This is a genomic window from Hyunsoonleella pacifica (assembly GCF_004310335.1).
Taxonomy (GTDB): Bacteria; Bacteroidota; Bacteroidia; order Flavobacteriales; family Flavobacteriaceae; genus Jejuia; species Jejuia pacifica.
Genome location: NZ_SIRS01000005.1, coordinates 115,783 through 130,017, shown reverse-complemented (window position 1 = coordinate 130,017; position 14,235 = coordinate 115,783). Strand labels below are relative to the sequence as shown.

General features: G+C 33.8%; 16 protein-coding genes. All 16 read left to right on the top strand.

The genetic code is table 11. The annotated features are described in order from the left end of the window. The first annotated feature begins 300 nt into the window (after window positions 1–300). The 16 genes from EYD46_RS12555 (at window position 301) to EYD46_RS12480 (ending at window position 14,222) form a co-directional block, all read left to right on the top strand. On the top strand, window positions 301–1,326 hold the full coding sequence (locus EYD46_RS12555) for a hypothetical protein (protein ID WP_130937521.1): 1,026 nt from the start codon (window positions 301–303) through the stop codon (window positions 1,324–1,326). Window positions 1,327–1,442: 116 nt separating this feature from the next. Then, window positions 1,443–2,264, top strand: a complete 822-nt coding sequence (locus EYD46_RS12550) for a hypothetical protein (RefSeq protein ID WP_130937520.1) — start codon at window positions 1,443–1,445, stop codon at window positions 2,262–2,264. Between the two features lie 65 nt (window positions 2,265–2,329). Then, complete coding sequence (locus EYD46_RS12545) at window positions 2,330–3,616, top strand: toprim domain-containing protein (protein WP_130937519.1); 1,287 nt, start codon at window positions 2,330–2,332, stop codon at window positions 3,614–3,616. Then, window positions 3,613–3,867: a hypothetical protein gene (locus EYD46_RS12540; protein ID WP_130937518.1), complete on the top strand. Its 255-nt coding sequence runs from the start codon at window positions 3,613–3,615 to the stop codon at window positions 3,865–3,867. The genes EYD46_RS12545 and EYD46_RS12540 overlap by 4 nt, the downstream gene beginning before the upstream one ends. Window positions 3,868–3,871: 4 nt before the next feature. Next, a complete protein-coding gene (locus EYD46_RS12535; RefSeq protein WP_130937517.1) occupies window positions 3,872–4,120 on the top strand; it encodes a hypothetical protein in 249 nt (82 codons plus the stop codon). A 32-nt stretch (window positions 4,121–4,152) separates the two neighbouring features. Next, entirely contained in the window at window positions 4,153–6,669 is a 2,517-nt protein-coding gene (locus tag EYD46_RS12530) for a type IV secretory system conjugative DNA transfer family protein (protein ID WP_130937516.1), read from the top strand. Next, complete coding sequence (locus EYD46_RS12525) at window positions 6,669–7,070, top strand: helix-turn-helix domain-containing protein (RefSeq protein ID WP_130937515.1); 402 nt, start codon at window positions 6,669–6,671, stop codon at window positions 7,068–7,070. Before EYD46_RS12530 ends, EYD46_RS12525 begins: the two co-directional genes overlap by 1 nt. Before the next feature lie 253 nt (window positions 7,071–7,323). Continuing rightward, window positions 7,324–8,028, top strand: a complete 705-nt coding sequence (locus EYD46_RS12520; protein ID WP_130937514.1) for a ParA family protein — start codon at window positions 7,324–7,326, stop codon at window positions 8,026–8,028. A 9-nt stretch (window positions 8,029–8,037) separates the two neighbouring features. Next, window positions 8,038–8,475: a hypothetical protein gene (locus tag EYD46_RS12515; RefSeq protein ID WP_130937513.1), complete on the top strand. Its 438-nt coding sequence runs from the start codon at window positions 8,038–8,040 to the stop codon at window positions 8,473–8,475. Between the two features lie 19 nt (window positions 8,476–8,494). Next, window positions 8,495–8,845: a hypothetical protein gene (locus tag EYD46_RS12510; protein ID WP_165454381.1), complete on the top strand. Its 351-nt coding sequence runs from the start codon at window positions 8,495–8,497 to the stop codon at window positions 8,843–8,845. Next, on the top strand, window positions 8,778–9,134 hold the full coding sequence (locus EYD46_RS12505) for a hypothetical protein (RefSeq protein WP_130937511.1): 357 nt from the start codon (window positions 8,778–8,780) through the stop codon (window positions 9,132–9,134). Before EYD46_RS12510 ends, EYD46_RS12505 begins: the two co-directional genes overlap by 68 nt. Window positions 9,135–9,146: 12 nt before the next feature. Continuing rightward, complete coding sequence (locus tag EYD46_RS12500; RefSeq protein WP_130937510.1) at window positions 9,147–9,470, top strand: DUF4133 domain-containing protein; 324 nt, start codon at window positions 9,147–9,149, stop codon at window positions 9,468–9,470. Then, a complete protein-coding gene (locus EYD46_RS12495) occupies window positions 9,455–12,007 on the top strand; it encodes a TraG family conjugative transposon ATPase (RefSeq protein WP_130937509.1) in 2,553 nt (850 codons plus the stop codon). The genes EYD46_RS12500 and EYD46_RS12495 overlap by 16 nt, the downstream gene beginning before the upstream one ends. A 9-nt stretch (window positions 12,008–12,016) precedes the next feature. Further along, window positions 12,017–12,646 (top strand): hypothetical protein, encoded by a 630-nt coding sequence (locus tag EYD46_RS12490; RefSeq protein WP_130937508.1) that lies wholly within the window; start codon window positions 12,017–12,019, stop codon window positions 12,644–12,646. Window positions 12,647–12,661: 15 nt separating this feature from the next. Continuing rightward, window positions 12,662–13,579 (top strand): hypothetical protein, encoded by a 918-nt coding sequence (locus EYD46_RS12485; protein ID WP_130937507.1) that lies wholly within the window; start codon window positions 12,662–12,664, stop codon window positions 13,577–13,579. A gap of 7 nt (window positions 13,580–13,586) precedes the next feature. Continuing rightward, a complete protein-coding gene (locus EYD46_RS12480) occupies window positions 13,587–14,222 on the top strand; it encodes a hypothetical protein (protein ID WP_130937506.1) in 636 nt (211 codons plus the stop codon). The last annotated feature ends 13 nt before the right edge of the window (window positions 14,223–14,235 follow it).

The window sequence follows — 14,235 nt, the reverse complement described above, 5'->3', positions numbered from 1 at the left end:
TTTTTCAAGAAAAGATTTGTTAATTTAAAAAGTTTCATATATTTGTGGTATTATTTACAAATTTAGGTATTATTTACAAATAAGCAACTTTTTTAAAATATGTCGAACTCCTGGTTAGATAAAGACCATTTAATAAATCTTCCGAATCTTTTTAAACACTTCGGTTTTTCAATGACGAATGAGTCAGAAGAATACCTTGTTTTCAAAAGAAAAAAACAATACTGCGTACTTGTTTTTTGCGAGGACAGATTTCTGTACTATCATGTTAAAAGTCCAAAGAATAAGTTTTCCGCATCAAACTTGGTTATAGAAGAAGTATCAAGGATTGAAGGAAAGAATAACGAGAGTCTTTGGGATAAAATAGATGAGTACTACAACAAAATTTTAAATACTGAAGAATTATTACTTAAGGGTAGTTCTAATAAAAACTTGGTAAAGGTCACTCCTTCCTTTAATCACTTTCTTTCCTATAATATTCCTTTAAACTCAAAACAAAGTGACCTTTACTCAAAAGTTTATCAAACAGTAGCGTTTGACGAAAGAATTTATCAAAATGCTTCTGGTGAGGCGTTGTTTCCTTTGTACAATGGAAACAACGAAATTAACGGGTACTTCGTTGATACTACCGATGGGGTCAAGGCTTACAAGGAATCAAGTTTTAAAAATTCCCTGTGGTTTTCAAACATTCCAGACGATATGGAGTGGTTACTCATTTTCAACAATCCAAGAGAGGCGGTGGCTTTTCATCAAAAATTTGATTTGGATAAGGCTCTATATATAGCTTTAGGAGAAATCAATTATGAAACTACAAAACTTTTGTTCCAAATAAAGAATTTAACAAAATCAAAGAGGCTTATAGTATCATTTACTGGAGAGAAAAAAATAGAGAGCTACATAAGGGACCTGAATTTCTTTTCATTCATGGATAGCTCAAATTTTTCCATGCAGCTTTATGATGGCGAAATAAAAGTGGGCTTTAAAATTGGTGAAGAAAAGACTTTTGTTAGGTTCTACAATTCTGTAAGAAGGTATAACGAAGGGCTGTCCAAGAGCTTTTTAAAGTACAACAAAATTATTGACCAACATCGTATCAACAAATACAGCATTACAGTATCACAAGAAGGAAATAGATTAAGTGTGCGTGTGCCATTAGAGGTTAATGCTATCAAATTTTTCGTTTGGTCTTACTACAAGAATTATTTAAAAAATTCAATAGATATTCTTAAACCAAAGTTGAATAGTTGGTTTTTGGAATATGAATCTAGTCAAAGTATAACGTTAAAAGGAAAGGAGGAAATACTGAAAACATACAAGATTGCATTATAAATGGAAAAAGAGCGCTCCCGCCCTCTTTCCTTAATATTCCTTAACTCACTGACAAGTCAGCGAGAATTCAAAGGTACAAAAAATTAATATTCCTTAACAATTAAATACTCATTAAAATGGAAAAACAGAAAGTTTTTGTAAAGTTAAATCAAGTTTGGACAAAGGGTGAAATCGTGTCTCAAGAGGGCTCAACCCTGCGTATTAAAACCGCTGAAAATCTAGAATTTAAAATTGATGAATCAAGCCCGTATTTTGAGCGATCAATTTCTCCAGCCCAAAAGTTTGCTATGGGCGATGCCAAGGAAAAGCTGGAAGGAGCTTACATAAGTTTTAATAAGCTCCCCAGAAACGTTCGAGAATCTCTCATAAAGGGAGAAGAGTATATACACTCTTCAACCTATTTACATGAGGGTGAAATGAAAGAAAGAGTAAAGGCTGTTCAACTGATGTTTGATAGGGACCTTGGCTCTAAGCTAGATGTTCAAATTAAGCGCAATAATCCTGTAACCCTAGAGGAAGCCAAAGCTTATAATTATCAGTTTACTCAGCAAGAGTTTGATGCCATGGTAAAAGAAGGAAAGCATGTTCTTTTTCAAGGCAGTACCAGGGATGGAGAAGTCTTCAATAAGCTCGCATATTATGAGCCAAAAATAAATGATGTAAGAACGAAGACTGCACTTTCTGAAAACACTTATTTCTACGGACAAAAGTTGACAAAAAGTCAAGCGCAATCTATGAACAAGGGTGAGCCTGTTCAGATTACAATAGATACCACTAAAGGGAAGAAGACCTATATGGTAAGCTATAGCCCAAAAGCAGAGCGCTTTATCACTAAAACTATGGAAATGGATAAAGTGAAGGATTTAAAGGTAAACTCTGCGAATAATGTGACGACTGAAAAAAAAAAGAAACAACAGTCTAGTCAATTAGCCCAGTAGTTATTAGTAATCTATAAAATAGCCGAAATACTAGTTTATCTCGGCTATTTTAATTCAATTCCGATATGGCTAACATTAGTTACAACAATAACCCACAACATTATAAAAGGCTCATTGAAAAAATCAATGACGAAATCAATTTTAGCGGGTATTTATTGAACTCAGGATTTAAGCTTTTGAAAAAAAGTGCAGGTTCTATGGAGTTCATACAGAATGATGACAGAATCGTAGTATTGACTTCAAGACAACCAGCAACCTACTTTAATAGAAACGATTCAAATGATAAAGGACGTTTTTTTAAGTTCATAAGACAACGGAGTGCCAATTTTTATGAAGCGGTAAAAGACGGTTTGAGTGCTATTAACAGGGACTACGAGTATCAAGAAGTACTACCAGAAAAACCAAAATCTACGAGTAGGTCAATAGAGGAGAACTACAATATAGTTGCTTTAGAAAATCCTAGTTATTTAGTAAAGGAACGAGCAATAAATTTGGAAACATTGAATTCCAATGCTTTTAAAGGTAGGGTGTTCAATGCCTATCACTTTAGAGATACTGGCGGGCGAATTCCCAATATTGCTTTTCCTAAATACGATTTAAATAATAAGAGAGTAAACTATATCATTTATAATAAACCGTACAAGGATAAAGATACCGGTGAAGAGAAAAAATTTAGACTTGTCTTAAACAAAAAAGATGCTTTTTTGTTTCATTCTAACTTTCCAAAAAATGGAATTCATAGAATAATATTAGGCGAAAGTGGTATTGATTTATTGTCATTTCATGAACTGAATGGTAAAGAGGGTGATTTTTATATTTCACTTGGTGGAAATATATATCAAGAGAAAATTAATTTTTTATCTCAATTGGTTGCTCCAATAATTGAAAAGAACAATGTAGAGCTCGTCTCCGCATTTGACAATGATAAAGCAGGACATGAGTACGATGTTTTGGTGTTTACCAAGATGATAAATCAATATGCCAAGGATAAGTATGTCGAATGTAGTTTTAAGAATGGGATAGTAGAGTTAAGAATTCATTATAATCAAAAGGCAATAGCTGAACTTGGCCTAGATTCTAAAAAGATTGGTGAAGCTTTAACAATAAGTCCTGTGTTAAGTAAAAGTATTAGACAAACTATGTTCTCTGATAAGCTCATGTATGAGTTTAATCTTCAAGATTTAATGAAATTAAATTACAAGTCTTTTCAAAACACCAATGGATTAAAACTATTTATGTTGGCCGTTAACGAAACTTTTTTGCCTTTTAGAACCGATGTTTTAAAATCTCATTCTAACGACTGGAATCAAGATTTGATGGATTCAAAAAAAAAAGTAAGTATCAAAAAATGAGTGAGGTCAAAATAGATAATATAAAAGTAAGGGATAAGATTGTTCTTAAAACCGAGAAAGGCCCAGAGGGGTCAACTAACGTAGGTGAGGTGAAGGTTATTAAGTCGCATGGAGTTCTTGCTGATTTTGGGTTAAAATACTCTTATATCATTCCTTACAAATCAATAAAAGAACATTGGACACCAATGAACCTAGATGAAAAATTAAATAATAGAAAATTAGCAAAGTCCAAAAATGAGATTAAACTATAACATCATGAAAGAATTATCAGAAGATTTAAAGAACAACTTGTATTATTTAGAAATAATAGATGCTCTCATTGAAGAATACAACATTGAATTAAAAAACAGCTATCAGCTTAGAGACGAGTATACAGAATTCATTCAAAACGAATCTGCTCGGCTAATGGACGATACGGTTAAGTTAATCCGTGAAAAAGAAATATCATTTATTCAAGCGTCCGCCACCGTTATAGAAGACTGGAAGGAACAGACGTTCATGTAATCCATTTTAAATATTCCTTAAACTCACTCAACATGAACGACACAAAAATGGCATTTTCTGCCATGCTCATTTCTGGTTTTCTATTTCTCGCGATTGGCTTTGTAGACTATTACCCACTTGCAGTATACCACAATCAAGTAAGTTTTGAAACAGATCACCTATATAGGTTTTTGATAAAGTTCGAACCTATTAAATTGAAGTACACCAATAAATTTTTATTGGTAATGGCGATAATAGCCTCTGTAATGCTCTATAACCCTAAAAAGGTAGAAGGAAAAAAGTACTCGAAAGGTCTGACCTACTTCATTCTTGGCATTGGGCTTCTGGCATTTTGTGATATTATGAAAACTGGGCATCTGAATTTGTATTGGATGTCGTCACTAGCATATCTCCTTGGCTTTTTATTTACACTCTCCGGTACTAATAACCTGTTTCAAGTTCTCTCTTTTGATAACCTTGCGAATAAAGACCCATTCAATGACATCAATGAGAGTTTCCTTCAAATGGAAGAAAAAATTGATACGAAACATTCGGTTAACATTCCGTTTGAGTATAAGTATAAAGGCAAATTGCGAAATGGATGGATAAATTTTGTGAACCTATTTAGAGCCCTTTTAATAATCGGGACACCTGGTAGTGGAAAATCATTTGCATTAATTGAAGAAATAATAGAACAGTTTATAAATAAATACTTTACGCTTCTCATTTATGATTTTAAGCTTGACACGCTTACTAGGATAGCTTTTAATTATTGGTTTAGGAAGAAAAAAGAGCTTGAAGAGACCAAAAGCACTGACCTATCAAAATTACCTGAGTTTTTTGCAATTTCTTTTGATAATCCAGAGAAATCACATAGAAACAACCCTATCAATCCTTACTTAATGAAAAGTCAAATAGATGCGGCTGATGCGGCAACTATAATAATGAAGAACCTAAACAAAGAATGGATTAAACAAAATGATTTCTTTTCACGAAGTGCAATCAGCTATGTTTCAGGTTTAATCTGGTACTTAAAAAAGAAAGCTGAGGAACTCGGAAAAAATATATGCACCCTTCCTCATGTGATTATTTTATCTACAATAAACATTGAATACTTACTTGAGATTATTCTTAAAGATATGGAAGTCCGTAGTTTGATGATTCCCTTTAAAGACGCATTAGAGCGTGAAGCTGGTCAACAATTGTCAGGACAAACGGCTAGCGCACAAATATCATTATCTATGTTAACGACAAAGGAAATCTTCTATGTAATGACGGGTAATGATTTTCAACTGGATGTTAACAGTTCCTCAAAGCCAAAAATAGTTTGTGTACAGAATAACCCTGACCGTTCGGAAGTTTATGCTGCCCCAATCGGATTAATCATTAACAAGACATTGCAGGTTGTCAATAAACCAGGAGGAAGACCAATGGGCGTTATTCTTGACGAGGTTCCGACCATTTTCTTAATGGGTTTGCGTAAAATAATAGACACCGGCAGGTCTCATCTTATTGCTACTGTACTTGGTATTCAAAGTATTTCGCAACTCATAGCTGATTATGGAAAAGAGTTAGCCGACGTGATTTTCGACAACTGTGCTAATATTTTTAGTGGTGCGGCCAAAGGAGAAAGTGCAAAACGAATAAGTGAAATATTTGGGAAAATTCATCAGGAAAAGACATCCAAAAACATTACCAAAAATGATACAACAACTAACGTAAGTACCCAAATGATGGAACTGCTACCTAAAAGTAAAATTACGGCTATGTCCACAGGTTATTTTGGTGGTATAGTTCAAGATACTTTTGAGAATCCCATTAAACAAAAACTGTGTTACGGACTTTTGAAACCCAATATGGAGTCTAAGAAAGTGCAAAACAAGTATGATACACCGGTTATAAGGGATTTTAAAGTAGCGAATCATAAGGAATTGGTGGAGACTGAAGTAGCCTTAATAGAGAGACTTAACTTCTACGAAAAGCTTTATAAAATAAACCTAGATTTCATTGATTACATTGAATTCTATAACGACTACCTGAATGAGTTCACAGAACAAAACTTTGAGAGTAAGATTGAAAGGATGCAGTTCATTAAAGTCGTTAGAGAGTTGAAGCTCTTTGACCATTTAAGCGAGGTTAAAAACATTATAGAAAAGGATTCTCAAACTGACAGAAGTATAAAAAAATTCATTCGGAAAAGGGTGGAACGAATGTTCATCGAAAAAGAGATTAACAGGGTTTTAGATGAGAATTTTTTAAGCGTATTGAAAGACATTGATTCGTTAGTCAATACCGAGTATTATAGGTGTACCGGAAAGCAACCAGAATTTACAGTTTTCGACCCTGATAAAATCAATGATGAAATCGAAGCAACAATAGAAAACAATCAAGAAATAGCTAAAAACTTTATAAATGATTACAACAAAATGTCAACAACAGATTTACTAAACAAGTTTGATTTGAGCAACCAAGATCCTATATTTGCTGGTACAATGGACCCAATACCAGAAGATAATATTCTCTTTGATGAGGATGTGTTCTCGTCCTATCCAATCGAAATCGAAGACTAATGAAAAACAGCGACGAAATCAAAAATGCGAAAGCAGAAAACTTCTACTACATCGGTAAAAGGCTAAGAGAAATAAGGGATGACCTTATCGAAAAAGATGATGTAGCGGATAAACGAGATAGCTTTTTTTCAAGAAAGAATGTTTGCGACAGATTAGGTATTGATTATTCTACATTGACAAATGTGGAAAGAGGAACAATATCAATAACGACTTTTAAGCTAATCATGTATTATTATACGGTTGGCTACAATCCTATGTGGATAATTTTGGAAGATAATGAGTTTATACCCAAGCAGAATATGGGTGAAAATTTATTTTTGAAAGAAGATCTTCAAAAGGATTTTAAAGCACTTGAAAGTGTCGTTTCTCAAGCTTTGTCGGACTTCAAATCAAAGCTCTAAGTAAATTCTGTTTTAAGCGAGAAAATTGCAGAATGTAGAAATTCTGTACCCTGAACATTTATTGCTCTGAACCAAACCGAGATTAGTTTTCTGATGTCGGAAAGGTACTTCAACAATTACCACAAACATCAAACACTTGATTACAAGGTGTTTACAAAGTTGCATATATAGATATATGATTATATATTTAAATCAGTATACGTTCATTCATATATCTATATATGTATTTATTAATTAGTTAAATCATACATATATGGAAACAAAAATTATTGCAATTGCCAGTGAAAAAGGAGGAGTAGGAAAGACAACCTTAAGTATTATGCTAGCCACTAACCTATTTCATCTTTTTCAAAAGAAAGTAGTTCTTATGGATGTCGATGACCCTCAATACTCGGTATTCAAAAAAAGAAACAGAGAACTGAACCTCGTCGATTTAGATCGATTAAATGAGTTGGAAACCTATCCAATAGAGAAGGTGTCGATTGACAACATCAAGGACAAGATTTTAGCATATTACGGTACTGTCGATTTCATAGTTGTCGATTTCCATGGTGGATTAACGGCAGAGGTGGTCCAAGGGTTGATGTTCATAGAACACATCTTTATACCATTCGATCATGATGAGCTCGAAATAGAAAGTACTTTGTTCTTTTACAATACTTTAAAAACAAATTTCCTCAACAACGATGATAGGGTTTTGAAATCGATACACTTGTTTTTCAACCAATATCAAGAAATTCAAAGGAACAAGTTTGCGGCACTTAGAGAACAGATGATTAATATAGGTATCCCAATGATGGACAGTGTTGTTAAGAAAAAGCAGATATATCGCGAACAATATCGCAGTACGCTCTATGCAATTCCAGAAACCAAAGAGTTGGAAGGTAATGATATTAAGAATTTCTTTAACGAGATAATAGAAAAGACTATAATACCAGAAGTAGTTGAACAAGTTTAAATTATCACTATGAAAAATAATAGCACCAACGATTTAATCAAGAAAATCATTGTTGATGGTGACAAGTCTTCTGAAGCCTTGGATGAGTTCAAAAATCAAAGAGAACCAGCTATAAAAAAGTACGAAGAAGAATCTGATACAGAAAACGAAGATATTCCTAGTTCAGGGTCACACAAGAGGGAGACGTTAACACATGTGTCAAACACTGAATCAAAAGTATTGTCGGATTTCAATAAAATGCTTGATTCCGAGTTTTATAGAGATAAGAAAGAGCCTTTTTTAATGTCCCTAAGTGGAGATTGTTTAGAAGATTATGAGAACATTGCCTTTGGCATGAGCTTTAAAACGAAGAAAAGAATTAATAGAAATGATATTATACGAAAAGTTCTTGAGCACTATATGCACAAGAGGAAAAGTCAATTACAAGCTATAATAGCAAAACTATAAAACACTGATTTTGAATATTATGTGGATTACATTACTGTCTCTTGCTGGCGTATACTATGTATACGTACTAGGGGTATTGTTATCCAAAAAGAAAGATAATAAAATAAAAGATGATAAAAATGATGCATATTTGCAAATAAATAATAAATTTGTAAATGATTCGCTTTCTGAACATGAAAAAACTGATTTAGAAACCATACTCAGCCAGGTTGATGAAGTTGAAAACAACTCTGAACTCCTGGAGGTTTTTAAGAAAGGTTCTACAAGCGAAAAAAATAAATATTCCTTAACTCACGAAAAGAATGAAAAATTTAAAATCATTCGCAGCGAGGACTCTGCGAACAAAAAAGATTCCGATTCCGGAACTTAAATTATTAATTATTTTTTGCTGCGTTGTACTTATTCCGAGTACAGCCATAGGTCAAATAGAAGACTTAGCACAAGAATTAGAACGAAGCCGCTCAGGTTTTGAAAGAGTAGCTGATATCATTATTAGTGCTGTCAAGACTATTGCCGCCGTTTCTGTTATCATTGGTGCTTTAGTATTCTTGTATTTGCGTGAACAGCAAAATGATTTAACCAAGAAAGTGGGGCAAATCATAATTGGAATTGCCTTGTTTTGGATAATTCTTGCTGTTGGGGATAGTATTCGTTCATAAAGCCAATTCTTTATGAACCATAACTATACCGAAATACGAAAAGGACTTCAGAAAGAAGTTCTGTTTCTGGGGCTAAAGGCTAAATACATCAACTACTGTATTTATATCGGGGTTGGTGTAATTGCCTTTGGTTTAGGACTTTCACTGCTAATTCCAACCAGTCTGGCTTTACTAGTTACCACAGGTATGGTGGGATGTGTCTTTGTAATACTTCTGTTTTACTCTAGGACTTATGGAGCCAATGGGTTTATAAAAAAAATAGCAGATAATTCTAAGCCTCAACAAGTAAAGGTTTCCGGTTCATTTTCAAAAATGGTGTTATGGGAAAGAAGGTAGAGTTACTCGATATATTTCCCATTTATGGGTACGATAGAAAATCCCTGATTTCTAAAGAAAAGGGATGTATAACTGTACCACTAGAATTAGAACTGCCAGAGGTTTTTACTCTTGACGAGTCTGACTATATCGCGCTTAACGAGCTTTTTTCGAACATTATCAGTGTCTTAGGTTCTAGCATAATCATACATAAACAAGATTACTTTTTTAAGGAATATTACAAGCCTCTAGCCAAAAGATTGGCAGGAGATTTCATGGAAAGGGGTAACGAAATTCACTTTTCAGATAGGCCGTATTTAAGAACTAAGCATTTCCTTTTTATCAGTAAAGTTCCCTCAAACTACATTCACTACGACCCAAGAAGGGTTAATTCTTTTCTTAATAAGACCAGAGCTCATTTTCTAGAGAAAACCATTCCAGAAGAGTTTATGAATAGTGAGGTAATAAATGACTTTGAAAATTCCGTTGAGAGCGTCTGCGATTTAATAAATAGTTCATCGCTGGTTAAATGTAAAGTTTTGGAATATGACGCCTTATTTGACGACAATGGATTGTACTCTAGATACTTTAGTATCTCAAATGGCAACATAGAACTTCCAGATATTGATTTTTCTGAAAATGAAATATCTATAAATAATAAAAAGGCACAATTTTTCACTCTAGAGAATCTGGACCAGTTCACAAAGAACCACATAGGTCAAAATGAATACTACGGTAAATTCACAACTAGACACAATCTATTTCCAATAGGCAACCTGTTTTCGATAGGTTTTAAAATTCCTTATGAGCACATAATAAATCAATACATATATATACCAAATCAAGAGAAAGTTTTAAGTCAATTAAGAAAAAAGGCGAAACGATTCAACCAATTTTCGAATGGAAAGAAAGACGACGGAAATAGCATCTACGCCAACCAAATATATGAGTTCAACAAGGACATTCTGGAAAATCATAAACAGATAGTCTATTACCATTTAAATGTTCTTGGTATATCAGAAAATTCAGCAGATAGAAGAAAAATGTGCAACAATATTTCTGGTGCATTTAAAAAGTTGAAAATTAACATTAAGGAAAATTCTTTAGACCGTAAGAACTTGTTTTTCGCTGGTGTTGGAGGGAATTCTGTGGGACTATCTACTGATATGTATTTGCCAATGTCTAGTGATATGGCGGCTTCTATGCTCTATTTTGAAGGTGAATATAAAGATAGTTCTTACACAATAGACGGTATTAGGTTAGTAGACAGAACTTCGGGACGACCGCTAACAGTTAGCGTTTATGAGGAACCAGAAAAGAATGATTGGATATTCAATAGAGGAACACTAATAGCTTCAGGATCAGGTGGAGGTAAGTCCTTTGTCTCAAATCACTATATGGCCTCTGAACTAAGAAGAGGTGCCGAGGCTGTAATAATGGAAGATGGCAATTCCTATGATAAGATAACCCAAGTCTTCAATGGGGTTATCATAGAGCATAATGATGAAAAACCCTTCACTTACAATCCCTTTAAGCTAGATGAATATGATGTTGTTCACAGACATAGCAATGGTAACACTACGGCAAGTTTATCTGAGGACAAGATAGTTTTTCTTGTCACGGTTTTAAAATTGATAACCGGTGGGAGTTCAAAGGAAGGGCCTTCCATTCCATTAGAGGTTAGAAATACAGTTTTAGAAAACCTCATTGTAGGCTATTACAATGAAATGTGGTCTTATAATAGGACAGATTTTAAGTTTGATTCCTTTTTTGAATACTCAAAGCAATCAATTCTTGCTCTTATTCAGTCTAAAGGTATTTCAAGAACAATTTTTGACCCAGATATATTTCTATTTCTACTAGAGAAATATTACAAAGATGGTCCACGTGGCAAATTATTGAACCATGAAGACGAGCGTATAACTCATTTGAGCAAGGAAAAGGTTGTTTACTTCAAGCTTGGAAAACTCATTGATAATGAGTTGTTGTTTCCAATATCGGCGCTAATGATAATGGAGATTTTCACTAAAAAGCTAAACGATAAGTCAAAGCTATCCATAAATAAAATGATGGTTGTGGACGAAGCATGGAAGGCGTTAGTGAGGCCTGAGCTTGAGTCATATTTTAATGGGCAATCAAGAATGGCAAGAAAGTATGGGGGACAGCCTATTTTCATATCTCAAAAAGTGGATGACTTCATTTCTTCAGAAGTAATAAAAACGGCCATTGTAGTTAACTCCCATATTAAACTGTTTTTGGATATGAGGGATTTAGAGAACTCATTCGATAAAGTTCAGTCCACAATGGGATTGGGTGAAAAACAAAAACAACTCATACTCTCTATAAATAAAGATTTACCAGAAAAAAGAAAACTAAGAGAAGTAGCCTTTTGTTGGATGGATAGGGTGAAAGTTTATGGCGTTGAAACTTCTTTAATCGAAAAATGCATTTATGAAACCAATGCTACTGAGTGCGACAAGATAAATACAATCTATAAAAACAATAATAACAACTGGGAATTAACGGCAAAGTCATATGCCTATAATTCCTCTAAATAGAAACGAAAAATGAAAAAGTTAGTTTACCTCTTTATTATGTGTCCAATTATTGTAATGGGCCAAATTCCAGTCACAGATGCAGCTACAAATGCCTCATTAGGGATTTCGAACCAGCAATTGTTACAAATGAATTTGCAGTTGAAATCGATAAACGCTCAACTCAATGGTGTAAATAGAAACTTGGTCAGGGTTATACGTTTACTAGAGAAGAATAATAACATTTCAACTAAATCAAGAGAAATTCTTAAGGAAGAGTTGGATGCAAAAAAGACCGCTCCAAATTATGTGTTACAATCGCAAGAAGTAGTTGTTACAGAAGATTTGAAGAACAAAATATTAGCGGCCTATCGTTCAAGTGAAAAGCAGATAAGGGACTTTAAAAATCTCGAATCTTCAGAGAAAAAACAGTTTTTGCTTAATGCATCTGAGGCAATTAAAAAAACCAATGCCTTATTCAAACAATGCAAAACAATACTCAACACGAATTCTATTATTAACCCTGAAGAACGAATAAATAGGATAGGAGATATTAACGCAAGGCTAGAACAAATATTAGAGGAGCTTATAGCCGAGAATGAAAAGTTACTTAGGTTAAATGCATCAAGAAAAATTCGTCAATCAGTGATTGATATCAATTAAGAAGTAAAGACTGGAATGTTACAAAATAGAACAGATAAAGGTTTACGCGAAGCGGCTAACGATATATTTGACGCATATATCGTAGAAGCTTTTGAAATGGTTGACCCTATTTTGAATATTGGGTTACAGCTAGCTTATATTGGCATTGCAATAGTAGCCTTAAAAACCTTTATGAGTGAAGAACGCAGAACGGACTTTTTTGAATACCTGAAATGGGTCCCGTTGGCCATTTTTCTTCTCATGTATAAACTCGTCACACGTTCCATTCTGTCATTCTATTTGGTAATTGGGAATTCTTTAAAATCAAATGATATTTCGTGGGATGTTTTACAAACGAAAATATTTATAGCTCAAACAAAAGCATTGGCAGAGGAAGGTGGAACATGGAGTTTGATAGCTATGGATTCAGCTTCACTTGAAGCTATTGTGCTTAGTGGTTTAACATCTGGAATAACAACCTTTGCGGCTGTAATTTCTACTGTTGTCTTTATTGGTATTAAGGCAATGTCAATTGTATATCTGTTCGTCCTAATAATTTTCGGCCCTTTAAATATTGGGCTATCCTTTATCCCCGCATTTTCCGATATGTGGAAGGCATGGGTGCAAAAATTTATGAGTGTTTGTCTATGGGTTCCAATGCTATATCTAATAGACAATTTTATGCTTCGAATAATGGAGAAGTTAATCGATTCTCTACTTGTTGGAAATGGAGCGAATCTAGGTATGGTTTTGACAAGTGGTCTTTTAGTACTGATGAACTTGTTTGTCTATTTAAAAGCACCTGCATTGTCAAATTTCATAATGCAAGGGATGAATGTTAGTGCAAACCAACTTAAAGATAATACTAAACATTATACAAAAAAGGCTGCGCAAACTGCGATGGACGCCAAAACTGGCGGGACTACAAAAGCCGTAAGAACATTAATTCAATAGGGTAATCATGAAGTTAAACGAAAGTTACAAGGTTTTTAACGATATAAGCATGTCAGAAAGGCGGACTAACCGTCTGGTTTTATTATCTTTAACGTTTATGCTTCTTTGTAGCATTTGTTGCACATTCATTGTTTACAAAACCAGTGAAAGTGCGAAAAATGGATTCTACCTTTTAGATAATGGACAAAAGCTGTCACTGGTAAGGGTCAAGGACTACAAAAACGCAATTGACATTTTGTGTGAAGGGCATATAGAAATCTTTCATGAACTCTTTTTTGATTTAGAACCGGATTTAGAGTACATAAAAAAGAATATTGAAGAAAAGGCTCTTTATATGGTTGGTCATTCCGGAGCCCGACTTTACAATAGGCTTGTGGATCAAGACTATTACGATGATATAGCCAAGAGTGGTTATTCTATAGAACTAGAAAGAGATACAATAATTGTTGATTACTCTAAGTACCCTTTCAAATTTGAATTTATTGGAAAGCAAAAAATTGAAAAAGATGGACAAACAGAATATAGAAGTCTAATAACGACTGGCTATATTAAGGAAACCAAATCTACCCCTAACAACCTTAACGGTCTTAAGATTGTCCGTTTTGTTGTTAGAGAAAATAACGACTTACCTACTGGAATGTAAAAACTTAACTTAC